This is a genomic window from Salmonella sp. SAL00670 (assembly GCF_046552235.1).
Taxonomy (GTDB): domain Bacteria; phylum Pseudomonadota; class Gammaproteobacteria; order Enterobacterales; family Enterobacteriaceae; genus Salmonella; species Salmonella enterica.
Genome location: NZ_JBGDUO010000003.1, coordinates 299,418 through 326,394 on the forward strand (window position 1 = coordinate 299,418; position 26,977 = coordinate 326,394).

At 54.0% G+C, this 26,977-nt stretch carries 22 protein-coding genes and 1 other annotated feature; of the genes, 10 read left to right on the top strand and 12 right to left on the bottom strand.

The genetic code is table 11. The features are described from left to right. Window positions 1–40 precede the first annotated feature (40 nt). The 4 genes from copA (at window position 41) to ybaK (ending at window position 5,084) form a co-directional block, all read left to right on the top strand. The gene (gene copA, locus ACLJRS_RS12595; protein ID WP_000083913.1) at window positions 41–2,542 is read left to right on the top strand and encodes a copper-exporting P-type ATPase CopA; all 2,502 of its coding nucleotides are present in this window, start codon (window positions 41–43) and stop codon (window positions 2,540–2,542) included. Window positions 2,543–2,695: 153 nt separating this feature from the next. Beyond that, window positions 2,696–3,523, top strand: coding sequence for a lysozyme inhibitor LprI family protein (locus ACLJRS_RS12600; protein ID WP_000488548.1), 828 nt, complete (start codon window positions 2,696–2,698; stop codon window positions 3,521–3,523). Window positions 3,524–3,608: 85 nt separating this feature from the next. Next, complete coding sequence (locus tag ACLJRS_RS12605; protein WP_000421861.1) at window positions 3,609–4,403, top strand: TraB/GumN family protein; 795 nt, start codon at window positions 3,609–3,611, stop codon at window positions 4,401–4,403. A gap of 201 nt (window positions 4,404–4,604) precedes the next feature. Next, window positions 4,605–5,084, top strand: coding sequence for a Cys-tRNA(Pro)/Cys-tRNA(Cys) deacylase YbaK (gene ybaK, locus ACLJRS_RS12610; protein ID WP_000186618.1), 480 nt, complete (start codon window positions 4,605–4,607; stop codon window positions 5,082–5,084). 116 nt (window positions 5,085–5,200) lie between these two features. Here ybaK and ushA read toward each other — a convergent pair whose 3' ends face one another. After that, window positions 5,201–6,853, bottom strand: coding sequence for a bifunctional UDP-sugar hydrolase/5'-nucleotidase UshA (ushA, locus tag ACLJRS_RS12615; RefSeq protein WP_000670398.1), 1,653 nt, complete (start codon window positions 6,851–6,853; stop codon window positions 5,201–5,203). Window positions 6,854–7,025: 172 nt separating this feature from the next. Between ushA and ACLJRS_RS12620 the strand changes: the two genes are divergently transcribed. Further along, complete coding sequence (locus ACLJRS_RS12620; RefSeq protein ID WP_001251594.1) at window positions 7,026–8,246, top strand: MFS transporter; 1,221 nt, start codon at window positions 7,026–7,028, stop codon at window positions 8,244–8,246. Between the two features lie 214 nt (window positions 8,247–8,460). After that, window positions 8,461–10,137 (top strand): YbaL family putative K(+) efflux transporter, encoded by a 1,677-nt coding sequence (gene ybaL / locus ACLJRS_RS12625; protein WP_000546202.1) that lies wholly within the window; start codon window positions 8,461–8,463, stop codon window positions 10,135–10,137. Window positions 10,138–10,185: 48 nt separating this feature from the next. Here ybaL and gsk read toward each other — a convergent pair whose 3' ends face one another. Continuing rightward, a complete protein-coding gene (gsk, locus tag ACLJRS_RS12630) occupies window positions 10,186–11,490 on the bottom strand; it encodes an inosine/guanosine kinase (RefSeq protein WP_001672608.1) in 1,305 nt (434 codons plus the stop codon). A 152-nt stretch (window positions 11,491–11,642) separates the two neighbouring features. Between gsk and aes the strand changes: the two genes are divergently transcribed. Further along, window positions 11,643–12,614 (top strand): acetyl esterase, encoded by a 972-nt coding sequence (aes, locus tag ACLJRS_RS12635; protein ID WP_000801782.1) that lies wholly within the window; start codon window positions 11,643–11,645, stop codon window positions 12,612–12,614. On the opposite strand, the gene hemH is transcribed toward aes, so the two are convergent. From hemH to ACLJRS_RS12675, 8 genes are all read right to left on the bottom strand, one after another. Next, window positions 12,611–13,573 carry a ferrochelatase gene (gene hemH / locus ACLJRS_RS12640; RefSeq protein ID WP_001250078.1) on the bottom strand — a complete coding sequence of 321 codons (963 nt, stop codon included), beginning with the start codon at window positions 13,571–13,573 and terminating at the stop codon, window positions 12,611–12,613. The genes aes and hemH overlap by 4 nt on opposite strands. Before the next feature lie 228 nt (window positions 13,574–13,801). Continuing rightward, window positions 13,802–14,446: an adenylate kinase gene (adk, locus tag ACLJRS_RS12645; RefSeq protein ID WP_001220237.1), complete on the bottom strand. Its 645-nt coding sequence runs from the start codon at window positions 14,444–14,446 to the stop codon at window positions 13,802–13,804. A gap of 357 nt (window positions 14,447–14,803) precedes the next feature. After that, entirely contained in the window at window positions 14,804–16,678 is a 1,875-nt protein-coding gene (gene htpG, locus ACLJRS_RS12650; protein WP_001523272.1) for a molecular chaperone HtpG, read from the bottom strand. A 110-nt stretch (window positions 16,679–16,788) separates the two neighbouring features. Then, window positions 16,789–17,394, bottom strand: coding sequence for a recombination mediator RecR (gene recR, locus ACLJRS_RS12655; RefSeq protein WP_001195023.1), 606 nt, complete (start codon window positions 17,392–17,394; stop codon window positions 16,789–16,791). Beyond that, window positions 17,394–17,723, bottom strand: a complete 330-nt coding sequence (locus ACLJRS_RS12660; protein WP_000467098.1) for a YbaB/EbfC family nucleoid-associated protein — start codon at window positions 17,721–17,723, stop codon at window positions 17,394–17,396. Before ACLJRS_RS12660 ends, recR begins: the two co-directional genes overlap by 1 nt. 45 nt (window positions 17,724–17,768) lie before the next feature. Then, window positions 17,769–19,697, bottom strand: coding sequence for a DNA polymerase III subunit gamma/tau (dnaX, locus tag ACLJRS_RS12665; protein WP_000121967.1), 1,929 nt, complete (start codon window positions 19,695–19,697; stop codon window positions 17,769–17,771). Further along, window positions 18,372–18,436, bottom strand: a sequence feature (DnaX frameshifting element). It overlaps the preceding gene by 65 nt. 113 nt (window positions 19,698–19,810) lie before the next feature. After that, window positions 19,811–20,362, bottom strand: coding sequence for an adenine phosphoribosyltransferase (apt, locus tag ACLJRS_RS12670; protein ID WP_000127351.1), 552 nt, complete (start codon window positions 20,360–20,362; stop codon window positions 19,811–19,813). A 152-nt stretch (window positions 20,363–20,514) separates the two neighbouring features. Beyond that, the gene (locus ACLJRS_RS12675) at window positions 20,515–20,892 is read right to left on the bottom strand and encodes a DUF454 family protein (protein ID WP_001189860.1); all 378 of its coding nucleotides are present in this window, start codon (window positions 20,890–20,892) and stop codon (window positions 20,515–20,517) included. A gap of 68 nt (window positions 20,893–20,960) precedes the next feature. On the opposite strand from ACLJRS_RS12675, the gene priC reads away from it, so the two are divergent. The 3 genes from priC to ACLJRS_RS12690 all read left to right on the top strand — a co-directional run bounded on the left by priC (window position 20,961) and on the right by ACLJRS_RS12690 (window position 22,674). Beyond that, window positions 20,961–21,488 carry a primosomal replication protein N'' gene (priC, locus tag ACLJRS_RS12680; RefSeq protein WP_001738050.1) on the top strand — a complete coding sequence of 176 codons (528 nt, stop codon included), beginning with the start codon at window positions 20,961–20,963 and terminating at the stop codon, window positions 21,486–21,488. A gap of 13 nt (window positions 21,489–21,501) precedes the next feature. After that, entirely contained in the window at window positions 21,502–21,669 is a 168-nt protein-coding gene (gene rsmS, locus ACLJRS_RS12685; protein ID WP_000051161.1) for a pleiotropic regulatory protein RsmS, read from the top strand. A 69-nt stretch (window positions 21,670–21,738) separates the two neighbouring features. Beyond that, window positions 21,739–22,674, top strand: a complete 936-nt coding sequence (locus ACLJRS_RS12690; RefSeq protein WP_410957824.1) for an Rpn family recombination-promoting nuclease/putative transposase — start codon at window positions 21,739–21,741, stop codon at window positions 22,672–22,674. Between the two features lie 41 nt (window positions 22,675–22,715). Here the strand turns inward: ACLJRS_RS12690 and mscK are convergent, their stop codons facing one another. Beyond that, window positions 22,716–26,078, bottom strand: coding sequence for a mechanosensitive channel MscK (mscK, locus tag ACLJRS_RS12695; RefSeq protein WP_000178230.1), 3,363 nt, complete (start codon window positions 26,076–26,078; stop codon window positions 22,716–22,718). 118 nt (window positions 26,079–26,196) lie between these two features. Continuing rightward, window positions 26,197–26,850, bottom strand: a complete 654-nt coding sequence (gene acrR / locus ACLJRS_RS12700; protein WP_000101755.1) for a multidrug efflux transporter transcriptional repressor AcrR — start codon at window positions 26,848–26,850, stop codon at window positions 26,197–26,199. Window positions 26,851–26,977: the final 127 nt, after the last annotated feature.

The window sequence follows — 26,977 nt, forward strand, 5'->3', positions numbered from 1 at the left end:
GGTCAATGAATTGATGACCAATCATAAAGGAGTTTTTACTATGTCTCAAACTATCGACCTGACCCTGGACGGTTTGTCCTGCGGTCATTGCGTTAAACGCGTGAAAGAAAGTCTTGAACAACGTCCGGATGTTGAGCTGGCGGACGTCACCGTAACCGAAGCGCACGTTACCGGTACCGCCAGTGCGGATGCGTTAATTGAAACCATCAAACAAGCCGGGTATGGCGCGACGTTAAGCCACCCAAAGGCTAAACCGCTGACAGAGTCATCAATCCCGTCGGAAGCACTGGCAGCGGTTCCTCATGAGCTTCCGGTAGCGACGGCCGATGAAGAAAGCCAACAGTTGCTGTTAAGCGGCATGAGCTGCGCCAGTTGTGTCACCCGCGTACAACATGCGCTACAAAGCGTACCGGGCGTCACGCAGGCACGGGTAAACCTGGCGGAACGCACTGCGCTGGTGATGGGCAGCGCGTCCGCCGCTGATTTAGTGCAGGCGGTGGAAAAAGCCGGCTACGGCGCAGAGGCGATTGAAGATGACATCAAACGCCGCGAGCGCCAGCAGGAAACCGCCATCGCCACCATGAAACGTTTTCGCTGGCAGGCCATCGTCGCCCTGGCGGTCGGTATACCGGTCATGGTCTGGGGGATGATCGGCGATAACATGATGGTGACCGGCGACAACCGCAGCCTGTGGCTGGCTATTGGCCTGATCACGCTTGCGGTGATGGTCTTTGCGGGCGGTCACTTTTACCGTAACGCGTGGAAAAGCCTGCTGAACGGCACGGCGACGATGGATACGCTGGTGGCGCTCGGCACCGGGGTCGCCTGGCTCTACTCCATGAGCGTCAACCTGTGGCCGCAGTGGTTCCCGATGGAAGCACGGCACCTCTATTACGAAGCCAGCGCGATGATTATCGGTCTGATTAATCTCGGACACATGCTGGAAGCGCGCGCCCGTCAGCGTTCCTCAAAAGCGCTGGAAAAATTACTCGATCTCACCCCGCCCACCGCACGCGTCGTGACAGAAGACGGCGAAAAAAGCGTCCCGCTGGCGGACGTTCAGCCAGGGATGCTACTGCGGCTCACTACCGGCGATCGCGTGCCGGTGGATGGCGAAATTACCCAGGGCGAAGCGTGGCTTGATGAAGCCATGCTGACCGGCGAACCCATTCCGCAGCAAAAAGGCGAAGGCGACAGCGTTCATGCCGGCACCGTCGTCCAGGACGGCAGCGTCCTGTTCCGCGCCAGCGCGGTGGGCAGTCATACCACGCTGTCACGCATTATTCGCATGGTACGCCAGGCGCAAAGCAGTAAACCGGAAATTGGCCAACTGGCCGATAAAATCTCCGCGGTATTCGTTCCCGTCGTCGTGGCCATTGCGCTGTTCAGCGCCGCTATCTGGTATTTCTTCGGACCGGCGCCGCAAATTGTTTATACGCTGGTCATCGCCACCACCGTACTGATTATCGCCTGCCCTTGCGCATTAGGCCTGGCGACGCCAATGTCGATTATTTCGGGTGTAGGCCGCGCTGCCGAATTCGGCGTGCTGGTACGCGACGCCGATGCCCTGCAACGCGCCAGTACGTTGGATACCCTCGTTTTTGATAAAACCGGGACGCTGACGGAAGGCAAGCCGCAAGTGGTGGCGGTAAAAACCTTTAACGGCGTTGAGGAAGCTCAGGCATTACGTCTGGCAGCCGCGCTCGAACAAGGCTCCAGCCACCCGCTGGCCCATGCGATTCTGGAAAAAGCCGGCGACGATAAACTGCCGCAGGTGAACGGTTTCAGAACTCTGCGCGGACTGGGCGTCAGCGGTGAAGCGGAAGGCCATCAACTGCTTCTGGGGAACCAGGCGTTGCTGAACGAACAGCACGTCGCCACGGATGATATGACGGCGGAAATCACCGCGCAGGCCTCGCAAGGCTCGACTCCGGTCCTGCTGGCGATTGACGGTAAAGCGGCGGCGTTACTGGCGGTACGCGATCCATTGCGCAGCGATAGTATTGCCGCGCTTGAACGCCTGCACAACGCCGGATACCGTCTGGTAATGCTCACCGGGGATAACCCAACGACGGCTAACGCGATTGCCAAAGAAGCGGGTATTGACGAAGTCATTGCGGGCGTTCTGCCGGATGGCAAAGCCGATGCGATTAAACGTCTGCAAAGCCAGGGTCGTCAGGTTGCGATGGTCGGCGATGGTATCAACGATGCGCCCGCGCTGGCGCAGGCGGACGTCGGTATCGCGATGGGCGGCGGCAGCGATGTGGCGATTGAAACCGCGGCGATTACGCTGATGCGCCATAGTCTGATGGGCGTGGCGGATGCGCTGGCCATTTCGCGCGCGACGTTGCGCAATATGAAGCAAAACCTGCTTGGCGCATTTATCTACAACAGCATTGGTATCCCGGTGGCCGCCGGTATTCTGTGGCCGTTTACCGGTACCTTGTTAAACCCGGTAGTAGCGGGCGCTGCAATGGCGCTGTCTTCCATTACCGTCGTAAGCAATGCCAACCGGCTATTGCGCTTTAAACCGAAAGCGTAAAAACGCTATATCAGGCAGCATCAGCTGCCTGATATATTATTAAGCCATCAGTAATTTACCGTATCAATATATAAAAATTTAACCGCACATCCTGTAGAAAAATAAAAAACAACATTTTATAATGTTTTTTTGAATCATAAGGATGTGTTATTTATGTTTAGAAAAGCAGTTACGCTTCTTTTCCTGCTTTCTCCCGCCGTCAGTTATGCAGGGTTATTTGATTCCACTCCAGAGTTAAAATGTGGCAACGATAATGCAGTCACGGCGGCAAAAGAATGGATTTACAATGAAGCATTAGGTCGTTTACAGCAAGACTATATTAAAGAGCCCTCCACGCTTTTCTTCGATATCCCCCAGACTCAATACGAGCAACAACTCCGGGCTATTCCTGTTCAATTCAGTGATGTAATCACGCAGAACCCTCAAGCAGAAAATGCCAACCTACGAACTTGCTCGGCTACCGTCGCCATGGGTATTCCTCAGCCATTATTTAAATTAATGAAAGACTTACCAAATACTCTATTCTATATTTCACAAGGGGATGGACAGGTAATAAACAATACGGTGACCTGGAAACAGGTTAACTACAATATTCAGCTAGCAGACAACAACAAAGATATTGTTGTCACCTCTGTGCAAAAAACCGATAAATTGGCGCGATCTATTTATGTAATGGCAAGAATGACGGTATCTGGTGATAGCATTATAAAGAAAAAAAATAACTCACTGATTGAAATCGCAGCAAAGAAATTTGAAAGTAGAGATCGCGAGCTTAATCAGGTCTGGAATTCACTACCCGCCTCTGCCCGAACGGCATTAAAACAAGAGCAGCGAGTCTGGGTGACCCAAAAAGAGCAGCAGTGCGGCAAACTTAGCGATGCCAAATCCGAGGCCATACCCGCTGAAAAGCGCATCAGTATTTATAAATGCCAGCTTGAAATGACCATCGCCAGAACGGCCTATCTCGACGGCAGCGAATAACCCGACCGATCGTTGACGTCCCGTCAGGGCGCATTGCGCCCTTTTCTCCAACGCGCTAGCATGAGCTTTTTCAAAGGGAGCGCGTATGGAGTTATTAAATCAACTTAAACGTTTATGGCGCGCGCTGCGTGGTACCCCAAATAGTTGGCCTGCTATCGATCTCTCCCTGCCCGGCGGTCGTCATCTGCATCTGGTTGGCAGTATCCATATGGGAACGCGCGATATGGCTCCTCTTCCAGCAAAGCTGGTGAAAAAGCTACGCCAGGCCGACGCGCTGGTCGTTGAAGCGGATATTTCTGGTAACGAAACGCCATTCAGCAATCTCCCCAAATGCCCGCCGTTGGTCGAACGTCTCAGCGCCGGGCAGTTAAGCGCACTGGAAAAACGGGTCAGCGAGTTGGGTATGCCGCTGATCCATTTTGATAATCAACCTTTATGGCAGATAGCTATGGTGCTACAGGCCACGCAGGCGCAACGGCTGGGATTGCGCCCGGACTATGGCATTGATTATCAGCTATTACAGGCTGCCCGCGAAATGTCGCTGCCGGTGCAAGAGCTGGAAGGGGCGAAACACCAGCTCGAACTACTATGCGATCTGCCCGATGGCGGGATGGCGCTGCTCGACGACACGCTGACGCACTGGCACACCAACGCACGGCTTTTGCAGGTGATGATCGGCTGGTGGCTTGAGCAGCCGCCGACCAGCGTCGGCGCTTCGCTCCCCAGAACGTTTAGCCAGCCGCTGTATGATGTACTGATGGTGAAACGCAATGAAGCCTGGCGCGACGCGCTGCTGGCACTGCCGCCGGGACGCTACGTGGTAGCCGTAGGGGCGCTACATCTGTACGGCGAAGGCAACCTACCGCAAATATTGAAATAAAAAAATGGCCAATATCGCTATTGGCCCGTCAAAGAGGAATTTCATCGTTATTATTATCCCGACGCTTTCGCTTCGGATCTTCAGATTGTCGCTCAAAGTTGCCGCAACTGCCAAGACCTAATGCACAAGATTATACTATTTTTTAGTCCGCTTTCGGGCGTATGCTGATGGCAAATCACGTCTGTAGTAAGAAGGAACGTTATGACACCCGCAGTTAAGTTACTCGAAAAAAACAAGATTCCGTTTAACATTCACACCTACGATCACGATCCGAATGAAACTAACTTTGGCGATGAAGTGGTGCGTAAGCTCGGGCTAAACGCCGATCAGGTGTATAAAACGCTTTTGGTCGCCGTGAATGGCGATATGAAGCAACTGGCCGTCGCCGTGACGCCTGTAGCCGGACAGCTGGATTTGAAAAAAGTCGCCAAAGCTCTGGGCGCGAAAAAGGTCGATATGGCCGACCCGATGGTGGCGCAACGCACCACGGGATATCTGGTCGGCGGGATCAGTCCGCTGGGACAGAAGAAACGGCTGCCCACGCTGATTGACGCGCCTGCCCGCACGTTTGCCACTATTTATGTTTCCGGTGGTAAACGCGGGCTGGATATTGAACTGGCGGCTGACGATTTGGCCGCCATACTGGGTGCTAAATTCGCTGATATCGCGCGTCGGGATTAAGCCTGCGTAAAATACATTGCCGGATAGCGGCGCAAACGCCTTATCCGGCCTACAGCAGACATAATCCGTAGGCCTTAAGGCTGCGCGCCATCAGGCAGTGATGGCTATCCGTACCGCTACAGCCAGCTTACCTCGCCTTTTGGCGTAAACGCCGCCGCATCCAGCGGTGAATTCTGCTGAATAAACTCTTTCAGCACTTCCGCGTCAATAAACCCGGTATTCACGTATCCCGGTTTGTTATCGATGCGCGGATAACCATCGCCGCCCGTGGCGTTGAAACTCAGCGTCGCCATGCGGTAGGTTTTGGCCGGATCAACAGGCTCGCCTTTGATTTTCAGATCGGTGAGCTTGCCCTCTTTGGCGACAAAGCTCACATTGGCGAACTGTGGATAGGCGCCGGAGTCCGGTTTCATCTGCGCTACGGCGGTGAGATAATCAACCACCTCTTTGCCGCTCATATCGGCATACACCACAATGTTGCCGAACGGCTGTACCTTGAGCACGCTTTTATAGGTAATATCTCCCGCCTCAATCGAGTCGCGAATACCGCCGCCGCTCATCACGCCAAAATCGGCGCCGGTGCGCGCGATCTGCGCAGCCAGAATCACCCGTCCCATATTGGTCTGGACAAATCTGACCTTACTGCGATCGCCTTCAAGAAGGCCATTCACGCTACCAATTTTCACCTCCAGTTGCGCTTTACCTTTATTCTGGAACGGCGTTAATAACGAGAGCATTTGCGGATTTTCTGCGATTTCCGGCGTGTAAAGTACACGCTCGCTTTTCCCGTTATCCCAGGTCACTTTTTTCTTGAGATTTACCGGAATAAGCTGGTAGTTAACCATTTTCATCTCGCCGTTACGGAATTCGAAATCCGCGCGGCCCACATATTTACCCCACTCATGCGCCTGCACGATCCAGATGCCATTTTGCTTATCCGGCGCGCAGGGCGTTCCCGGTACGTAATTCACCTGTTTTTTATTTTCCGACGCCATGCATACCGGGTCTTGTGAGTGACCGCCCACAATCATCGCCAACGAACCGGCAGGCAGGCTACGCGCCATCTCAACGTCGCCCGGCGCGTTCGAACCGTGATCGCCGTTGTCATAATGTCCCATATGCGTGGTCGCGATAATCACGTCCGGTTTTTCATTCATATTAAGTTCCTGAATCACCACCTTTGCTTCTTCAGCAGGTTTACGAAACTCAATATCGGTGAAATATTCCGGGTTGCCTATTTTCGCCGTGTCATCGGTGGTTAAGCCGATTACCGCGATTTTTATATCCTGGCGTGTAAAAATAGCCCACGGCTTAAACAGACGCTCGCCGGTACTTTTTTGATAAATATTGGCGGAAAGAAAGGGAAACTTCGCCCACTTTTCCTGCTGGCGCAATACGGTGAGCGGATTATCAAATTCATGATTACCGACGGCCATAGCGTCGTAGCCAATCAGATTCATCCCGCGGAAATCGGGCTCCGCATCCTGGAGATCGGATTCCGGCACCCCGGTATTAATGTCGCCGCCGGATAACAACAGGACGCTTCCCCCCTCTTGCGCCACCTCTTTACGGATACTGTCCACCAGCGTTTTTTGCGCCGCCAGACCATATTCGCCATATTCGCTGCGCCAGAAGTGACCGTGGTGATCGTTGGTATGCAGGATAGTAATTTTATAGGTTTTATCTTTTTCGTAAGCCTGTGCAGGCTGAGTCGTCAGCGCGAACGCCGCCAGTAACGCCAGCGCCACACCCCGTTTCAAAAATTTCATCTTTCTCTCCCTGACTCAATATCAACCGCAGAAATTACCTTTCCTTGCAATAATAGACAAATATGTTTTCAGAATTGAGACTTCCTTCAAACACATTTCACAGGTATGTTAGGCAAGTAATAATTACACATCCTACTATCTCCAACATCGCATAAAATTTAAGTGACTTTCTATGGCCATGAGTGAACCAACCCAGCCGTTAGCAGGCGCGCCCGCAGCGGCCGCTAAAGCACGTACTTCGTTTGGTATTTTGGGCGCGATCAGTCTTTCCCATCTGCTGAACGATATGATCCAGTCGCTAATCTTAGCCATTTATCCCCTGTTGCAGGCGGAGTTCTCGCTGACCTTCGTCCAGATAGGTTTGATCACCCTGACGTTCCAGCTCGCCTCATCGCTGCTGCAACCGGTCGTCGGCTACTGGACGGATAAGTATCCCATGCCGTGGTCGCTGCCTGTCGGCATGTGTTTTACCCTGAGCGGGCTGGTACTGCTGGCAATGGCGGGAAGTTTTGGCGGCGTATTGCTCGCTGCGGCGCTGGTGGGTACCGGCTCGTCCGTTTTTCACCCGGAATCGTCCCGCGTGGCGCGCATGGCCTCCGGCGGACGTCATGGTCTGGCGCAGTCTATCTTCCAGGTCGGCGGTAACTTCGGCAGTTCATTGGGCCCGCTGCTGGCCGCCGTGATTATCGCGCCCTATGGCAAAGGGAATGTCGCCTGGTTTGTGCTGGCCGCGCTGCTGGCGATCGTGGTGCTGGCGCAGATCAGCCGCTGGTATGCAGCCCAGCACCGGATAGCGAAAGGCAAGCCAAAAGCGATAATCGCTAACCCGCTGCCGCGCAATAAAGTCGTGCTGGCGGTCAGCGTGTTATTGCTACTCATTTTCTCGAAATATTTCTATATGGCGAGCATCAGTAGCTACTACACCTTTTATCTGATGCAAAAATTCGGATTATCAATACAAAACGCGCAGCTCCATCTGTTTGCCTTCCTGTTTGCGGTGGCTGCCGGGACGGTAATCGGCGGGCCGGTGGGCGATAAAATCGGCAGGAAATATGTGATTTGGGGCTCTATTCTCGGCGTCGCGCCGTTTACCCTTGTTTTACCCTACGCCACGCTGTACTGGACGGGGATTTTAACGGTGATTATCGGCTTTATTCTAGCGTCGGCGTTTTCCGCCATTCTGGTGTATGCCCAGGAGTTGCTGCCAGGACGCATCGGTATGGTTTCCGGCCTGTTTTTCGGGTTTGCCTTCGGGATGGGAGGCCTGGGCGCAGCGGTGCTGGGGCTGATTGCCGACCATACCAGTATCTATTTAGTTTATAAAATCTGTGCTTTCCTGCCGCTTCTGGGGATACTGACCATATTCTTACCTGATAATCGACATAAATCGTGATTTTATGGCGGTTAAAGGTACGCTTTAACCGCCTGTACATCCTGATGCCATCTTGCTTTGTCCATCCCATACTTATCACTTTTACGTTCCGTGCTCTTTTTGCCTTCAGATCGTATCTTTTTATAAAACACAACCATTTTTTATAAACATCCTGATTGAAATTGTCATAAACTATTACCCGGAGTTTTGGAGTCCAGCAACCAAAGGAGACGGAATGCATCACGCTACCCCGCTTATCACCACCATTGTCGGCGGCCTTGTGCTCGCTTTTATTCTCGGCATGATTGCCAACAAATTGCGTATTTCTCCACTGGTGGGATATCTGTTAGCGGGCGTTCTGGCGGGACCTTTTACCCCGGGTTTTGTTGCGGATACCAAACTGGCGCCGGAGCTGGCGGAGCTCGGCGTGATTCTATTGATGTTCGGCGTCGGGCTGCATTTTTCGCTGAAGGATTTGATGGCGGTAAAGTCTATCGCCATTCCCGGCGCTGTCGCTCAGATAGCGGTGGCGACGCTGCTGGGTATGGCGCTTTCCGCCGTGCTGGGATGGTCATTAATGACCGGCATCGTTTTTGGGCTCTGTCTGTCTACCGCCAGTACCGTCGTCCTGCTGCGCGCGCTTGAGGAGCGACAACTCCTTGATAGCCAGCGCGGGCAAATCGCCATCGGCTGGCTGATTGTCGAAGATCTGGTGATGGTGCTGACGCTGGTCTTGCTGCCCGCCGTTGCCGGCATGGTGGAAAAAGGCGATGTCGGCATAGCCTCGCTGGCAGTCGATATGGGGATAACCATTGGTAAAGTGGTGGCGTTTATCGCCATCATGATGCTGGTCGGACGCCGCCTGGTGCCGTGGATTATGGCCCGCAGCGCCGCCACCGGCTCGCGCGAATTATTTACCCTTTCCGTACTGGCGCTGGCGTTAGGCATTGCGTTTGGCGCGGTAGAACTGTTTGACGTCTCTTTTGCGCTGGGCGCGTTCTTCGCTGGAATGGTGCTTAATGAGTCGGAACTGAGTCACCGGGCGGCGCACGATACGTTGCCGCTGCGCGACGCCTTTGCCGTCCTGTTTTTTGTTTCCGTCGGCATGTTGTTCGATCCGTTAGTCTTGATTCAACAGCCGCTGGCGGTGCTGGCGACGCTTGCCATTATCGTCTTTGGTAAATCGATCGCTGCGTTTTTCCTGGTGCGTATGTTCGGCCACTCGCCGCGAACCGCGCTGACCATTGCCGCCAGCCTGGCGCAAATCGGCGAGTTCGCCTTTATTCTCGCCGGACTCGGCATGGCGCTCAACCTGCTGCCGCAGGCGGGACAGAACCTGGTGCTGGCAGGCGCTATTTTGTCGATTATGCTTAATCCCGTACTGTTTACCCTGCTGGAGAAGTATCTGGCGAAAACCGAAACGCTGGAAGAGCAAACTCTGGAAGAGGCTATCGAAGAAGAGAAGCAAATTCCGGTGGATATCTGTAATCATGCCCTGCTGGTGGGTTTTGGCCGCGTAGGCAGTCTGCTGGGAGAAAAATTACTGGCAGCGGGGATTCCGCTGGTGGTTATCGAAACGTCCCGTACCCGCGTGGATGAACTGCGCGAACGCGGGATTCGCGCCGTACTGGGCAACGCCGCTAACGAAGAAATCATGAATCTGGCGCATCTGGACTGCGCCCGCTGGCTGTTATTGACCATCCCCAACGGTTACGAAGCCGGTGAGATTGTCGCCTCAGCGCGGGAAAAAAGTCCTGATATCGAGATAATCGCCCGCGCGCACTATGATGATGAAGTGAAATATATTACCGAGCGGGGAGCTAATCAGGTAGTGATGGGCGAGCGAGAAATTGCCCGGGCGATGCTGGAACTGCTTGAAACGCCGCCCGCGGGTGAAGTCGTCGCCAGTTAAGGGTTTGCCGGACGGCCCGATGCGCGCAGCGCCATCGGGCAAGCCAGATTAGCGATCCCAGTACGACTCTTCCAGGCTGTCCTCACGTTCCGGCAGCCCGCGTGTCAGACGCGGAGAATGCTGGTTCAGTACCTGATAACTGACACGGTTAGCATATTTACACACCTGCGCCAGCGACGAATAGGTCAGCCAGGTGAATCTGTGCTTACTGGAGTTCGGTACGTTGCTACGATGGTAACTGTTCGCCGTAATATCGTGCAGCAGCGCCGCCAGCGCGCCATCGCCCGCGCCATTGGTGTTCATGATTTTTTCCGGCCCGCCCATATACGGCGCAATATGCGAATAAACGCGCAGCGGATTAGTACAATCTTTATGGCGCATTGCCCGGCTAAATTCATACTGGTTAAATTCAGCAATAGCCCCCGGCAGCAGCGGATGCTGGGTTTTACGTTTTGCTTCCTCTTCGGTGAAGCCCGCCATATATAACCCTATCGGCCCGGCGGTGCATAACACCAGGTCGACCCAGTCCAGCGCCTTATCCGCCGCCAGCAGCGGGTCGTTTTCGCCGGTCAGCGCTTCCGCTTCTTCTTCGTTCATTGCCAGAATCGAGACATTCTCTTTGAGAAACGCCTGCCACCACTGCGGATTATCGGCGATCACAAATTTGGTGCCCAGCGTCATGACAACCGGCACGTTATGCTTTTTCGCGTATTCGATCGCTTTCATCGTCGCGTCAGGCATCGGTTCGCCAGGCTTACAGCGCACCAGATATGAGGTCAACACCAGCGCGGAGGCGCCAGCGATCACCGCTTCCGGAATACTTTCCGCCCGTAGCTGATTCATATGGCCGGGGCTGATAGCGAAGGTACGCTCGCCGGATTCGCCAATCAGCGTGAAACAGCGGCCAATCGGGCCATCTACCGCTTGCAGATAATTCAGGTCGGTACGGCTGGAAGTATTACACAGGTAGCGATAAGCGTAGCTGCCAATCTCAATGTTGCTGCACATCACGCCCAGTAACACCGAACGGTCATCCGCCAGTACCGAGTAATTGTGCATCGTATTGCCTATAGTGCCGCCAGCAAACTGATGGGTGATCAGATTTTCCCGCGTCAGTTCCTGATACAGCTTCTCCGCCACCTCGTCTTCTATCACCAGAGAATGCCCGGCGCTTAATCCATAGCGTGTAATAAAATCGTCATCCACTTTCGCCTCAATATCCACCAACGTCTGGTCGATACCGACGACCCAGGAGGCGTTGGTTTCCTGTTCTGGCTGAATTTGTTGCAACAACGGGTCACGCGCATTGACGGGAAAATAGTGTTTGGATTTACGTTTACCGGGAAATTTCATGATTGTGCTTACGGATGAATAACGGAGCGCTGCATGGTAGCACATTCCCCCTGCTGCGCGCGACGGACGATGGCGTTTCAATATCGGACGACGAGATCGCAGTTTCTCCAGCCGCGTTTTTTACAATGGTTCACTTTCACAAGGAGCGTTTTATGAAGCCGGAAAATAAAATTCCCGTACTCACCCGACTGTCAGACGAAATGAAAGCCGTCGTAAACTTCCAGCAACCAGGCCTTCCCCCCTGGCCTGCCGATGGCGATATTGAGACCCAGCGTCAGTATTATCTTCTTGAGCGCCGTTTCTGGAATGCCGACGCGCCGTCCATGACCACCCGCACCTGCGCCGTCCCTACGCCTTATGGCGATGTAACAACCCGGCTCTACTCGCCGCAGCCGACCAGTCAGGCCACCTTATACTATCTGCACGGCGGCGGATTTATCCTCGGTAATCTGGATACGCATGACCGGATAATGCGTCTGCTGGCGCGTTATACCGGCTGCACCGTGATCGGTATTGATTATTCGCTGTCGCCGCAAGCGCGTTATCCGCAGGCCATTGAAGAAACCGTCGCGGTATACAGCTACTTCTCTCAACATGCCGATGAATACTCGCTCAACGTGGAGAAAATCGGTTTCGCCGGGGATTCCGCAGGCGCCATGCTGGCGCTTGCCAGCGCGCTCTGGCTACGTGATAAGCACATTCGCTGCGGTAACCTTATCGCGATTCTGTTGTGGTATGGGCTGTATGGGTTGCAGGACTCGGTAAGCCGCCGTCTGTTCGGCGGCGCATGGGACGGCCTGACGCGTGAAGATCTGGACATGTACGAAAAGGCCTATCTGCGTAACGATGAAGATCGGGAATCGCCCTGGTATTGTCTGTTTAATAACGATCTCACGCGCGATGTGCCGCCCTGCTTTATTGCCAGCGCGGAGTTTGATCCGCTCATTGATGACAGCCGCTTGCTGCACCAGACATTACAGGCGCACCAGCAGCCCTGCGAATACAAAATGTATCCCGGCACGCTGCACGCCTTTCTGCACTATTCGCGAATGATGACAATCGCCGACGATGCCTTGCAGGACGGCGCACGCTTCTTTATGGCGAGGATGAAGACGCCGCGTTAACGGTACGGCGCCGTGAGTTTCAGCATCATATCAATATGTTCCGGCGTCGCGTTCAGCGCCGGAATGTACGCATATTTTTTACCGCCCGCTTCAAGGAAAATCTCGCGATTCTGTTCCGCTATCTCTTCCAGCGTCTCCAGACAATCCGCGGCAAACCCCGGACACATGACCTGAATATGGCCCGTCCCCTTTTCACCCAACATTTTTAGCGTTTCATCGGTGTACGGCGTCAGCCACGGTTCACGGCCAAAGCGCGACTGGAACGTCATCATTACCTTTTCCGGCGGCAGTCCCAATGCGGAAACCAGTTCGCGCGTGGTATCGCGACAGCGCTGCGGGTAGTCATCGCCTTCATCCGCATAACGTTGTGGAATGCCGTGATAAGAGAGCAGAAGCACATCCGGCTCGCCGTGTCTGGCGAACGACTCACGCGCGCTTTTCGCCAGCGCATCGATATAAGCGCCGTCATCCGCGTAATCGCGAATAAATGAGATACCGGGAATACGACGTTTACGCGCCAGTATCCGCCCCAGTTCGTCCCAGACTGCGCCCACCGTTGAGCAAGAGTATTGCGGGTACAACGGCAGCACGACGATATGGTCGACGTCGCTTGCTAACAGTTCATCGACAGCGCTTTCCAGCGAGGGCGAGCCGTAGCTCATCCCCAGCGCGACGGGCGTGTCTGGCAACCGCGCGGCCAGCGCCTGTTGCTGTTCGCGGCTATATACCATGAGCGGCGAACCGCCATCCATCCAGATAGATTGATAGAGTTTCGCGACGCGCGGCGAACGCAGCGGTAAAATAACGCCACGCAGCAGCGGCCACCACAGCAGACGAGGAGTATCCACCACGCGTCTGTCGCTTAAAAATTGTTTCAGGTAGCGCTTTACCGCTTCGGGAGTTGGGGCATCTGGCGTGCCAAGGTTAGCCAGCAGGATACCGGTTTTCGTCTGACGCATTGCCGCCTCTTATCTATTCAAATTGTTGATAATTGTAGCGGAAAAGCGATAAAGAAGAACTAATTGCTGCAAGAGGTAAGACGAGAATTCGCCGAATGGCGCTAACGATGCCAGTAGGCCGGATAAGGCGTTCAGGCCGCCATCCGGCACCGATTGCCTGATGGCGTTACGCTTATCAGGCTTGCGGGATAACAGCAGGCCTGATAAGTGCTTCACTACGCGAAAAAATTAACCGAGGATTTTTTCCAGCGCTGCGCGGACGTCGGCAACGGCCTGCGTACCGTCAACTTTAGCGTATTTGGTGTTGCCCGCTTCCGCTTCTTTCTGGTAGTAGCCAATCAGCGGCGCGGTCATCTGATGATATTCCACCAGACGTTTGCGAACGGTCTCTTCCTGATCGTCTTTACGGGTGGTCAGATCTTCGCCGGTGACGTCATCTTTGCCTTCCACTTTCGGCGGATTAAACTTAACGTGGTAAACGCGGCCAGAGGCGGCGTGTACGCGACGACCCACAATACGGTCAACGATCAGTTCGTCCGGTACGTCGAATTCCAGCACGTAATCCACCACAATACCCGCTTCTTTCATCGCGTCAGCCTGCGGGATCGTGCGCGGGAAACCGTCCAGCAGAAAACCGTTACGGCAGTCTTCCTGGGCGATACGCTCTTTAACCAGCGCAATCACCAGTTCATCGGTCACCAGTTTACCGGCGTCCATGATATCTTTCGCCTGTTTGCCCAACTCGGAGCCTGATTTCACTGCGGCGCGCAGCATATCGCCAGTGGAGATTTGCGGAATACCATATTTCTCCATGATGAACTGAGCCTGAGTTCCTTTACCCGCGCCCGGAGCGCCAAGCAGAATAATACGCATTACGAAAATCCCCTCAAAGGTTGTCGATATTTTTTAAAAAGCGCTAAACGATACCACCATCACGCATTTCGCTCAAGGAAGCCGCCTGATGCTGAAACGGTTAACGAAGAGAAATCCAGAAAAGAGAAGGTATTATAAAAAATGCCGGATGGCGCTGGCGCTTATCCGGCCTACAAACAGTACTCGCCCGTAGGCCGGATAAGATGCTTCGCGTCGCCATCCGGCAGTCACAAAACAGTACCCGTCCGTAGGCCGGATAAGACGTTTCACGTCGCCATCCGGCAGTCACAAAACAGTACTCGCTCGTAGGCCGGATAAGATGCTTCGCGTCGCTATCCGGCAATCAGATGAGCGTTATCAGGACACCAGCAACTGGTTCATACGGCGGATAAACTGGTTCGGATCTTCCAGCGTACCGCGTTCAGCGAACAGCGCCTGATCCAGCAGCAGCTCGACCCACTCTTTAAACTGCGCTTCATCCTCGGTATCGGCAGTGCGTTTAACCAGCACATGATCCGGATTGAGCTCAAAGATGTATTTCACTTCCGGCACGGACTGACCGGCCGCGGCGAACAGTTTCGCCATCTGGGTGCTCATTTCATCCGCATCGGTGGTGACAATCGCCGGCGTGTCGGTTAAACGATGCGTCAGACGCACCTCTTTCACGCGATCGCCCAGCAGGGTTTTGACACGCTCCACGAACGGCTCAAGCGCCTTTTCCGCTTCTTTCGCGTTTTCGTCGACTTCATCCGCCAGTTTTTCGATGGACTCATCGGCTTTAGCGACCGACTGGAATGCTTTACCGTCAAACTCGGTCAGGTAGTTCATCATCCACTCGTCGATGCGATCGGAGAGCAGCAGCACTTCGATGCCTTTCTTACGCAGCAGCTCCAGGTGCGGGCTGTTTTTCGCCGCCGCATAGCTGTCTGCGGTGATGTAGTAGATTTTTTCCTGCCCTTCTTTCATCCGGGAGACGTAATCTTCCAGCGACACGGTCTGGGCGGAAGAGTCGGTATGGGTGGAGGCAAAGCGCAACAGTTTAGCGATCGCTTCCTGGTTGGCGTGATCTTCCGCCGGGCCTTCTTTCAACACCAGACCGAACTGTTTCCAGAAGGTTTGGTATTTTTCCGCGTCGTCTTTCGCCAGTTTTTCCAGCATTTGCAGAACGCGTTTGGTCAGGGCGCTGCGCAGATTACGCGTTACCGTGCTGTCCTGCAGGATTTCACGGGAGACGTTCAACGGCAGGTCGTTAGAATCAATCAGGCCGCGCACGAAGCGCAGATAGTTCGGCATGAACTGCTCGGCATCGTCCATAATGAACACGCGCTGTACGTACAGCTTCAGACCATGTTTGTGATCGCGGTTCCACAGATCCCACGGCGCCTGCGACGGGATATACAGCAGGCTGGTGTACTCCTGCTTACCTTCCACGCGGTTGTGGCTCCAGGTCAGCGGATCGGTGAAATCATGCGCGATGTGCTTGTAAAACTCGTTGTACTCGTCGTCTTTAATTTCCGACTTGTTACGGGTCCACAACGCCTGGGCCTTGTTGATTTTCTCCCAGGAAATCACGGTTTCGCCGTCTTTTTCTTCCCGTTTTTCAATCTCTACCGGCAATGCGATGTGATCGGAATATTTACTGATAATCGAGCGTACGCGCCAGTCATCGAGGAATTCATCTTCGCCTTCACGCAGGTGTAAGGTGATTTCCGTACCACGGTCATTTTTGGTGATATCGGCAACGGTGTATTCGCCTTCGCCTGCCGATTCCCAGAACACGCCATTTTCCGGCTTGTCGCCTGCCGCACGAGTACGTACGGTCACTTTATCGGCCACAATAAACGCGGAGTAGAAGCCTACGCCAAACTGACCGATGAGCTGGCTATCTTTCGCCTGATCGGACCCCATTGATTCGAGGAAAGATTTGGTGCCGGACTTGGCAATGGTGCCTAAGTGGTCAATCACCTCATCACGATTCATCCCCACGCCGTTATCGGCAATGGTCAACGTACGCTTATCTTTATCGAAAGAGACGCGCACACGCAGCTCGCCATCTCCTTCATACAGGTCCGGGTTTGACAGAGCGCGGAAACGCAGCTTGTCCGCCGCATCTGAGGCGTTAGAGATGAGTTCACGCAGGAAGATTTCTTTATTGGAATAAAGAGAATGGATCATCAGGTGCAGAAGCTGTTTAACTTCTGACTGAAAACCACGCGTTTCTTGTCCTTTCATGTGGATAGACCTCAACAATGCCATTTTTAATGGTAAAAATACGTTGAGGGTGAGATGGGGACAAGCGGGGGTGATTTCAAGCGGAGGCCGCGAATGCCGCCTCCGTTTGTTCAGAAAATAATCTTATGGCGTCCCGCCAGCGAGTGGGACAGCGTCGTACCGTCGACCATCTCCAGTTCGCCGCCAACCGGCACGCCGTGGGCGATACGACTGGCTTCGACGCCGGCCTCCGCGCACAGCTCGGCAATATAGTTTGCGGTAGCCTCTCCTTCAACCGTCGGGTTGGTCGCGAGGATCAGCTCACTGATTTTTTCTGACGCCAGCCGCTGTTCCAGACGATCGAGACCGATATCATCCGGCCCGATGCCGTCCAGCGGCGACAGGTGGCCCATCAGCACGAAATACCGCCCGGAAAATTGCCCGGTCTGCTCAATGGCGTAGATATCCGCAGGACTCTCCACCACGCAAATCTGGCCGTTTTCCTGACGCCGCGGGTTCGAACAGATATTACAGACATCCTGCTCGGTAAAGGTGCGGCAGTCGGCGCAGTGGCCGATTTCCGACATCGCCCGGGTCAGCGCCTGCGCCAGGCGCATTCCGCCGCTGCGATCGCGCTGCAACAGGGTAAACGCCATCCGCTGCGCCGACTTAGGGCCGACGCCCGGAAGGCAGCGCAACGCTTCCATAAGCTGAGTTAACAGCGGACTGGTTTGCATCAGAATGGCATCTTAAAGCCTGGCGGCAATTGCATACCGGAAGAGACGGAAGCCATCTTCTCTTTTTGAGTCTCTTCAATGCGGCGCGCCGCATCGTTGAAGGCCGCAGCGACCAGATCTTCCAGCATCTCTTTGTCATCTTCCAGCAGGCTTGGGTCAATTTCCACGCGGCGGCAGTTATGCGCGCCGTTGATGGTAACCTTCACCAGACCCGCGCCGGATTCGCCGGTCACTTCCAGCTGCGCAATCTCTTCCTGCATTTTCTGCATTTTTTCCTGCATCTGCTGGGCCTGCTTCATCAGATTGCCCAGACCGCCTTTTCCAAACATAAGCTCTCTCTCTTGATGGTTCACAATCGCAAGCCAGGCTTACGATCAAATGGGGCGGATACTCTCTTCATCCAGCTCGGCGTCGAAGAATCGACGCAGCGTCTGAATGTTATTATCCGCAATAATTGACTCACGCGCTTGCGCGAGTTTCTCTTCATAAATGGCCTGACGCCATTCCAGCGGCGTACGCACCGCGGGATTATCATCTTCAACGATGGTCAGTTCAACCGTCGTTCCCGTCAGATCGCTGAGCGCTTGCGCCAGCTTTTGCTGCGCGCCGCTGGAATTGAGGTGCCGCTGCGTCGAGCGCAGATGCAGACAAACCGCGTTGCCGTTCTGCTCCTTCCAGGCATTGAGCGCCACCTGCTCCACCAGCTTAGGCAAAGAAAGCTGGCTTACCTGCGCCGCCCACGGATCGCGCTCAATCGCCTCCGCCGCCAGTTTAGCCGCCAGCTCCGGCGTTTTTTCATGCTCCAGAGCTTTCTTAAGCGCTTTTGGCGTAGCCACCACTTCTTTGGTTTGTACTACCGGCGTGGTGGCCTTCCAGCGATAAGCCTCTTTCTTTACTGGCGCCGTTTCCAGCGCAGACGGCGCCGGGCGCGCCTGTACGCGCTCCGAAACCGAGGCCAGCCGCTCCAGCGCAGAGTTATTCACCGGCCGCGCGCGGGATGCGGCTGCCGGTTCACTCTTTTTTGTTTTGGTTACTCCCTGCGCGCGCTGTAGCTGATTGCGCGCCGCCAGCACCTGACTGGTAGATGCCGGCAGCGGCGCTGGCGATGTCTGCGGCGCGGGCGCCGACGGCTGCTGCACCTGCGGCGGCGTCATTACCGCCGTTGGGGCCACGGGCGCAAAAGACTGCCGCGGCGTTTCAGGCTCCGGCAAGGGCATACGCGGGTGAAACGCCAGTGCACGCAGTAACGTCATTTCAACGCCCATCCGCCGGTCCGGCGCCCAGGGCAATTCTTTGCGACCAATCAACAACGTCTGATAATAGAGCTGAAGATCGCCGGGAGGCACCGTCCGGGCAAGTTCGCGCATCCGTTGCTCGATAGCCGCCATATCGCTGCCTAACGCGGCAGGCGAAAGTTGCACCATCGCAATACGGTGCAGCAGGCTAAGCATTTCGACCAGCAGCGCTTCCCATTCAATACCGCGCGCCGCCGCCTCGTTGATAAGCGACATGACGCGTTCGCCGTTAGCGTCAACCACCGCCTCGACTAATGACAAAGCCTGGTCGTCGTCCAGCGTACCGAGCATGGCGCTTACCGCCTGCGTCGAAACCTGCCCGTCGCCGCTGGCGATCGCCTGGTCAGTCAGACTTAATGCATCGCGCAGGCTGCCGTCAGCCGCACGCGATAACAACTGCAACGCGCGGGGTTCGTGAGCGATATGTTCCTCATTGAGAATATGCTCAAGCTGATGGCGAATCTGTTCAACATCCAGCGCTTTGAGATGAAACTGTAGGCAGCGCGACAAAATGGTCACCGGCAGCTTCTGCGGATCGGTGGTCGCCAGTAAAAATTTCACATGCGCTGGCGGTTCTTCAAGCGTTTTAAGTAGCGCATTAAAGCTGTGGCGCGACAGCATGTGGACTTCATCGATCAGATAGACTTTAAAGCGACCGCGCGCAGGCGCGTACTGGACGTTATCCAGCAGGTCGCGGGTGTCTTCGACTTTGGTACGCGATGCGGCGTCAATCTCAATGAGATCGACAAAACGCCCCTGCTCAATTTCCCGACAGTTATCGCAAACGCCGCACGGCGTCGCGGTAATACCGGTTTCGCAGTTCAGCCCCTTCGCCAGCAGCCGGGCGATAGAGGTTTTACCGACGCCGCGCGTGCCGGAAAAAAGATATGCGTGATGAATGCGCCCTAACGACAAGCCGTTCGCCAGTGCGGTCAGCACATGTTCCTGGCCGACGACGTCAGCAAAGGTTTGTGGGCGCCATTTTCTGGCTAAGACCTGATAACTCATTGGCAGGCTCTGAAACGCTGGAAGGTGGATTCATAGAAGGGTAATGCTAACACAACCTCGCCGATACAGCGAGGTTGTCTCTCTGGCTAAAATAGCAGTGCGAATAGCCTGAATCAATGCCCTGGAAACGGCACCAGGCTATAACAGGTAATCCCCTGCTTTTCCAGACGCTGCTCGCCGCCCAGATCGAACAAATTGATGATGAACGCCGCATCGGTGACTTTCCCGCCCAGACGACGGATCAGCTTCACGGTCGCCTCAATGGTGCCGCCAGTCGCCAGCAGATCGTCCACGACCAGCACGTTGTCGCTAGGTTTAATCGCGTCGACATGAATTTCCAGCTGATCGGTGCCGTACTCTAATTCATAGGTCTCGGCAATAGTTTCACGCGGTAATTTGCGCGGTTTACGTACCGGAACAAAACCAACGCCCAGCCCAAGCGCAACCGGCGCGCCAAACAGGAAGCCACGCGCTTCGGTGCCGACCACTTTGGTGATACCCGCATTTTTATAACGCTCAACCAACAATTCAATACTGAGCGCGTAGGCTTTCGGGTCTTCCAGTAAGCTGGTGACATCACGGAAAAGAATGCCCGGTTTCGGGTAATCCTGAATGCTTTTGATGCTGTTTTTGAGAAACTCAAGCTGCTGTGCAGTCGCGGTCATGGATATATGCCTGCTAAGTACGGTGTTACTCACGGCGCAATACTTTTCGGTCAGGGGTAACGCTCGGTTACTCTTTGACCGCCTGCGCCTGTGCTCGAAAACGGTCGAATTTACTGGCTGTGAACGACAATTGCAACAGCGATTCGTGTGCTTCAGCGCTTTTGTTGCTTTTCATCAATCACCGGTATCCGCCACATAAAAATCAGCAGACAGGCCAAAATAACCAACAGCAGCACCCGCACCCACATCATATTCACCAGCCACAGCGAAATACCAAAGGTCAGCAATATCAACGCGATCGCTCGCGGTTTCGCTCCCGGCGGCATGGCCCGATAGCGCTGCCAGTGGCGCAGATAACCGCCAAACCATGAGCGGTATAACAACCAGGCATGGAAACGAGGCGACGAGCGGGCGAAACACCAGGCCGCCAGTAAAATGAACGGCGTAGTCGGCAACAGGGGCAAAACCACGCCCAATGTCCCTAATACTACCGCCAGCCAGCCAATGATGATTAAAATAGTACGTTGCATAATGCGAATCGTTATCAAACAGAAGGCTACTGTAGCACAGCCTGTCTTATTTTCATCGGGGTGTTGAATTGAAAACCGCTATGCTGTTACAGACGCTGGAAGAGAGGCTGGCGACGCTACGCCAACGCTGCGCGCCGCTGGCGCAACATGCGACGTTAAGCGCGCGCTTTGACCGACACCTTTTCCGTACCCGCAGTACTCTGTTGCAGGGATATCTGGAAGAGGCAGGCGCCAATCTCGTCGCGTTGCGTCAGGCGGTAAAACATGAGCAACTGCCGCAAGTCGCCTGGCTGGCGGAACATCTGGCTTCGCAACTGGAGGCGATATCGCGTGAAACCGCCGCCTGGTCGCTGCGCCAGTGGGACGCCGCCGCGCCAGGGCTTGGCCGTTGGCAGCGCAGACGAATACAGCATCAGGAGTTTGAACGTCGACTACTGGCGATGACACAGGAGCGCAAAATTCGTCTGGCGCAGGCGACCGGCCTTGTCGAACAACAAACGCTGCAAAAGGAAGTCGAGATCTATGAAGGACGGCTGGCGCGTTGCCGACATGCGCTGGAGAAAATAGAAAACGTACTGGCGCGTTTAACCCGCTAACCCTGGAGAAAGTATGTCGCTTGAAAATGCCCCTGATGAAGTCAAACTGGCCGTGGATTTAATTGTGCTGCTTGAAGAGAATCGCTTACCGGCACGAACGGTGCTACGCGCGCTGGAAATAGTTATGCGTGATTATGAAAACAAGTTAAAAAGTACGGAAGACGACTCGCAAACAGAGTAATTGCCCGCTGGTTTGTCCTCGTTGTCGCTGACAGAGTGGTCGCTACAGTCAGGCAACAAAGGACGGGGCATGGAACGTCTACCCACCACGCCGCACGATGCGGTATTTCGACAGATGCTGATGCAAAAAGAGGTCGCCCGCGACTTTCTGGCTATCCACATGCCAGAAGACTTTCTTGCAATCTGCGATCTGGATTCACTGAAGCTGGAGTCGGGGAGTTTTGTTGAAGACAATTTACGCAGCCGCTATTCAGATATTCTCTACTCTCTGCATACCCAACACGGCCCCGGGTATGTTTACGCGCTCATTGAACATCAGAGCAAATCAGACCGGCTGATGGCTTTTCGCCTGATGCGTTACGCCATTGCCGCCATGCAGCGTCATCTGGATGCCGGTCATGATACCTTGCCGCTGGTGGTACCAATCCTTTTTTATCACGGTCCGGAAAGCCCGTGGCCCTATAGCCTTAACTGGCATAATATGTTTGTGAAACCGGATATGGCGAAGGCCTTATACAGCCGCGATTTTGCGCTGGTCGACCTGACGACAATGCTGGATAATCAGCTTTTGCAGCATCGGCGGATAGCGATGTTAGAGCTCCTGCAAAAACATATTCGTCAACGCGATTTAAGCGAACTGCTCGACCCCCTTATCACGCTTTTAACGCAGGATCATTTGACGGACGCGCAGCTCAGTGTGCTGATCAACTATATGTTGAAAGCAGGAAACGCCGCAGAACCCGGGGCGCTAATTCGTCAACTGGCGCAGGGCGCGCCGCAGTATAAGGAACAACTGATGACAATAGCGGAATGGCTGGAAGAAAAAGGCCGAACGGAAGGGTTGCAAAAGGGCCTGCAAAAAGGCCTTGAGCAAGGGTTAGCACAAGGCCGTGAGGCCGAAGCGCGCGCTATTGCCCGCAAAATGCTTGCCAACGGGCTGGAACCCGGGCTCATCGCCAGCGTCACCGGCATTACGCCGGAAGAGCTTTCTACGCTTTCGCATTAGCGGCGCCGCGCGCACTCATAAAGCGCGCGGCCCACCGCCTTTTAGCTTGCCGTAGGTGCCAGATCGCCGCCGTTGAGATCGCGCTTCACTTCAGTGACTTCGTCGCCCTTCGCGTTATGCAGATGCACCTCAAGCTGGTTAAAGGCGATATTGATATCATTTTCACGGCACAGTCGATCGATCGCGCGGTTCAGTTCATCCACCGTATGGCTACGATCGCGCAATTCACGCACGTACAGACGCAGTTCATGATCCAGAGTGCTGGCGCCAAAGGTGGTGAAGAATACGGCAGGTTCCGGATCGTGCATCACCTTCGGATGCTCCATCGCCGCCTGTAGCAAGACTCTTTTCACTTTCTCCAGATCCGAGCCATAAGCCACGCCAAGCCGGATCACCAGACGTGTCGTGGTATCGGAGAGGGACCAGTTAATTAGCCGCTCCGTTACGAACGCTTTGTTCGGAATGATCACTTCTTTACGATCAAAATCGGTAATAGTGGTGGCGCGAATACGAATCTTACTGACCGTGCCGGAGTAGGTGCCGATCGTTACCGTATCGCCAATGCGTACCGGACGTTCGAAGAGGATGATTAAACCCGAGACAAAGTTACCGAAGATCTCCTGTAGCCCAAAGCCGAGACCCACCGACAACGCCGCCGCCAGCCACTGGAGTTTATCCCACGAGACGCCGAGCGATCCGAATACTGTCATCGCGCCAACAGCGATAATGACGTAGTTAAGGATCGTGGTGATCGCATACGAAGCCCCCTGGCGCATATTCAGGCGTGAAAGCACCAGCACTTCCAGCAGGCCGGGTAAGTTGCGGATGAGCGCCCAGGCCACCATCGCGGCAATAATGGCAAATAGCAAGCTGCCCATCGTCACGCTTTTCACCACCGCAGCGCCAGCTTCGGAGCCGTTGTAGTGCCACAGCGTGATGCTATCAAGATAGCTGAATACGGTGATCAAATCGGACCAAATCGCCCAGAACATAACGCCAAACAGGGCAAGCATTAGCAGCATCGTGATACGTAATGTTTGCTGGTTAATCTGCTCCAGCGCGATGGTGGGTTCTTCCTGTGGCTCCGCGCCTTCCGCACCCTCTTTTACCAGGTTCTGACGACGAGCCAGCGCGCGTCGCCAGGCAATCCGGCGCGCCGCTACACTTAACCCGCGCAGCACCGTTTGATAAAGCAGGTTCCAGATAATGACCAGATAGACGGTTTCAATCCAGCGCCCCGCCAGGCGCAGGGTGGTATAGAAATAGCCGGTCGCCGTTAATACCATTAACGCCACTGGAATAATGGAAAGAATCGTCACGGTCACCAGTCGAATGCCGTGAGATTCTTTATCGCGCCAGCTTTCCCGGCACAGTGGCCACACCAGCAATGTTATGACCAGCAGATTGAGGAAAATAACCGCCTGCCCCAGCACGTCATCCATCAGATTCAGCGGCGACAACTCCGCCACCACAGACCAAAAGTGCAGCGGCAGCAATGCGAGGCTAATGCGTACAATCTGGCGACGCCAGTGGCTGGTCAACTGCGCCGGCATACCAAAATGGCGTATCGCCACGCCCTCTTTTTCCAGCACCTTCCAGCACAGCCCAAAGACCAGCCAGAACATCGCGAGCTTTTTACTAAAGGCCCAGAGCAGATCGCTGATATTTAGCTGCATGGTCAGCAGGATCAGTCCAAGCGCGAGGATAATCAGGCACACCGGCAGCGCGCGGATCAGATCGATCAGAATAGCTTTTGGCGTATTGAGCTGACTATCGTTACGCAGCGATCCCACGGCGGCGGCCAGCTTCTGTTGATACGCTTTTAACCATTTCAGACGCCAGCGGATTAAACCGGCGATGAGCAAGAGCGGCAACCCGGCCAAAAAAGCAATAAATACCGCGGGCCAGGCTTTTTGCCAGTTCACCGTGATTTTCATGGCGCTGAATTGCTCTTTTAACGTTTGGGGGAACGCTTTAAGCCAGTCCCAGTCCATAGGGCGGTTACTGTTCACCCAAAAAATCTGCTGCGTCAAAATGGCTTTCAGATTTTTCGAGACGCTCATCAACTGCTGCTGGTTAACTTGCAGGTTAATCGCCATCATCAGCTGGTTACCCAACTGTTTATTTAGCTGATCCAATAGCTCACGGCGCATCTCCACCACCTGAAGCAACGCATCATGAACTTCATCATTCACCTCGCTGGTATGCCCCTCCTCCAGCTTGTCGACAAAGGCATCGCTTTGGAATAAGGCATCACGCTGCTGGTTGATTTCAAACTGCTCCAGACGCAAATCCGCAATGCGGTTGGTCATATCTTCGAGTTCGTCGGCGGAGGGCAGAGTTTGCTGCTGTTGATAAAGAATACGCGACAGCAACAGGCTGCCTTTTAAGACGGCAATCTGTTCTTTGATATTTCTTTCCGACTGCAGCGCGCGATCGAGCCAGTTTTTTACTTTAATGTTTTGCTGCATCAACATATTGCCGTTTTCGGTCGCGACAATCAGACGCTGGCTGAGTTGATGGTTAATATCCAGTTCCTGTTTTACCAGCGGGTTCGCCTGGATACGCGCCGTTTCGTCCGGCGAAATGGCCTCCTGGGCCGTTTTTTCCGTTAGCGTAAGTCGTTTACTGTTGACCGCCTCCTGTAAAAGTTGAAGCTGATGTTCAAGGCGATTACTGTTGGCCGTCACGTAATCTCGCTGTTTTTGCAGGGTGTCCTGCAAAACGGTATTCCCTTCAAGACTCTTACGTTGCTGGTCGATCTGCGCATTAAGCAGCGCCTGTTGTGCCTGTAATAACACCTGTTGGCTGGGGCGAAGCGCGGCTTCGCCGACGTTATTGCCGTCCAGACGGTTACGGATTTGCTGTATTTGCTGTGAGGCGGTATACATGGCGTTTTGCACGCGCTCAGGCTGGGTCTGTAGCGAAACAAGCTGGCTGTTATAAGCGGCAAGATCGTTTTGCGAATTTTGCAAATCATCCAGTACCTGCGCCACGCGCAGCTCAAGCTGACGTAGCGAAAGCGCACTCAGCGTTTTTCGCATTTCATCATCATTATCGACATCGCTCAGCGCATTCAACGCAGCCGTCGCCTGACGCATTTTTTCAGGCGCCTGCGCCACCTTCTGCCGTAGCTGTACGGTTTCCTCTTTTACCCGCTCGATTTTCTCCAGCGTAGCTAACGTATCAATAAGGTCCTGCTGGACGAGCTTATCCTGGGCGGAGAGATCTTTTTGCTTATTCAGCGTATCCAGCTGGTTTTGCACATCCGCTTTTGACGGCAGGTCGCCATTCGTTTGCCCCCGGGCAAACGCCAGAGACTGACAGGACAGCAGGATAATAAGGATGCTAATTGTAATAAAAACAAAATGCTGTGAACGTTTATAAAGCTGCAACATAGTCATGAGAATGAAGTGTCTGAACCGGCAAGCAGACCGGAAATAATTGAGTCGCAAGAATATCACGCCTGTAACAAACAGAATAGCGACACAGAAAATGTCCAGGAGTTTTCCTGGAATATTATCAGGGGGAGCCGTTGACCGTCGACGCGCGCAGCGTCGGACACAATTGATACATCTCCAGCAGGATCGTGACGTAGGCGCGAGCTTCTTTTTTTAAATCAAACGATTGCGGTGCAAATAACCAGTTTTCCATGAGCCCTGAAATAAAGCTGCGCATCAGTATCGCCGCACGACGGGTCAGCAGATTTTCAGGCAGCATTTTAGCATTAATACAATGTTTTAACGTTTGTTCAATCCGATCGTAACTTTCCAGACAAAGGCTACGTTGCGCCTGTTGAACCACAACCATTTCTCCGACAAACTCACATTTATGGAATATAATCTCCATCAATAAGCGGCGTCGTTCTTCTGTTACAGTAGCTTCAAGAATATGAACTAAAATTTCTCTTAATACAGATAGTGGATCGTCGGGGAATTTTGCCTGATACTCAATCTCAAGCTCACCAATATTGGATTCTGATAGCTCCCAGATCTCACTGAATAAATCCGACTTATTTTTGAAATGCCAATAGATTGCGCCGCGCGTCACGCCAGCAGCGTTCGCAATCTCCGCCAGCGAGGTTGCTGATACGCCTTGCTGCGAGAACAAACGCAGGGCCACATCCAGGATGTGTTGTCGTGTCTCCAGCGCTTGTTGTTTGGTTTTTCGTGCCATATGTCGGTGAATTTACAGGCGTTAGATTTACATACATTTATGGATGTATGTACCATAGCACGACGATAATATAAACGCAGCAATGGGTTTAAGGACCTTTGACCATTGACCAATTTGAAATCGGACA

What these genes read in the sequence shown, in the direction of transcription:
- ACLJRS_RS12600 (WP_000488548.1), top strand. Translation starts at nt 2,696, where the DNA reads ATGTTTAGAAAAGCAGTTACGCTTCTTTTCCTGCTTTCTCCCGCCGTC.
- gsk (WP_001672608.1), bottom strand. Translation starts at nt 11,490, where the DNA reads ATGAAATTTCCCGGTAAACGTAAATCCAAACACTATTTTCCCGTCAAT.
- ybaK (WP_000186618.1), top strand. Translation starts at nt 4,605, where the DNA reads ATGACACCCGCAGTTAAGTTACTCGAAAAAAACAAGATTCCGTTTAAC.
- ACLJRS_RS12620 (WP_001251594.1), top strand. Translation starts at nt 7,026, where the DNA reads ATGGCCATGAGTGAACCAACCCAGCCGTTAGCAGGCGCGCCCGCAGCG.
- apt (WP_000127351.1), bottom strand. Translation starts at nt 20,362, where the DNA reads ATGACCGCGACTGCACAGCAGCTTGAGTTTCTCAAAAACAGCATCAAA.
- ACLJRS_RS12690 (WP_410957824.1), top strand. Translation starts at nt 21,739, where the DNA reads ATGGAACGTCTACCCACCACGCCGCACGATGCGGTATTTCGACAGATG.
- adk (WP_001220237.1), bottom strand. Translation starts at nt 14,446, where the DNA reads ATGCGTATTATTCTGCTTGGCGCTCCGGGCGCGGGTAAAGGAACTCAG.
- acrR (WP_000101755.1), bottom strand. Translation starts at nt 26,850, where the DNA reads ATGGCACGAAAAACCAAACAACAAGCGCTGGAGACACGACAACACATC.
- ybaL (WP_000546202.1), top strand. Translation starts at nt 8,461, where the DNA reads ATGCATCACGCTACCCCGCTTATCACCACCATTGTCGGCGGCCTTGTG.
- hemH (WP_001250078.1), bottom strand. Translation starts at nt 13,573, where the DNA reads ATGCGTCAGACGAAAACCGGTATCCTGCTGGCTAACCTTGGCACGCCA.
- rsmS (WP_000051161.1), top strand. Translation starts at nt 21,502, where the DNA reads ATGTCGCTTGAAAATGCCCCTGATGAAGTCAAACTGGCCGTGGATTTA.
- ACLJRS_RS12605 (WP_000421861.1), top strand. Translation starts at nt 3,609, where the DNA reads ATGGAGTTATTAAATCAACTTAAACGTTTATGGCGCGCGCTGCGTGGT.
- htpG (WP_001523272.1), bottom strand. Translation starts at nt 16,678, where the DNA reads ATGAAAGGACAAGAAACGCGTGGTTTTCAGTCAGAAGTTAAACAGCTT.
- aes (WP_000801782.1), top strand. Translation starts at nt 11,643, where the DNA reads ATGAAGCCGGAAAATAAAATTCCCGTACTCACCCGACTGTCAGACGAA.
- recR (WP_001195023.1), bottom strand. Translation starts at nt 17,394, where the DNA reads ATGCAAACCAGTCCGCTGTTAACTCAGCTTATGGAAGCGTTGCGCTGC.
- mscK (WP_000178230.1), bottom strand. Translation starts at nt 26,078, where the DNA reads ATGACTATGTTGCAGCTTTATAAACGTTCACAGCATTTTGTTTTTATT.
- ushA (WP_000670398.1), bottom strand. Translation starts at nt 6,853, where the DNA reads ATGAAATTTTTGAAACGGGGTGTGGCGCTGGCGTTACTGGCGGCGTTC.
- ACLJRS_RS12660 (WP_000467098.1), bottom strand. Translation starts at nt 17,723, where the DNA reads ATGTTTGGAAAAGGCGGTCTGGGCAATCTGATGAAGCAGGCCCAGCAG.
- dnaX (WP_000121967.1), bottom strand. Translation starts at nt 19,697, where the DNA reads ATGAGTTATCAGGTCTTAGCCAGAAAATGGCGCCCACAAACCTTTGCT.
- ACLJRS_RS12675 (WP_001189860.1), bottom strand. Translation starts at nt 20,892, where the DNA reads ATGCAACGTACTATTTTAATCATCATTGGCTGGCTGGCGGTAGTATTA.
- copA (WP_000083913.1), top strand. Translation starts at nt 41, where the DNA reads ATGTCTCAAACTATCGACCTGACCCTGGACGGTTTGTCCTGCGGTCAT.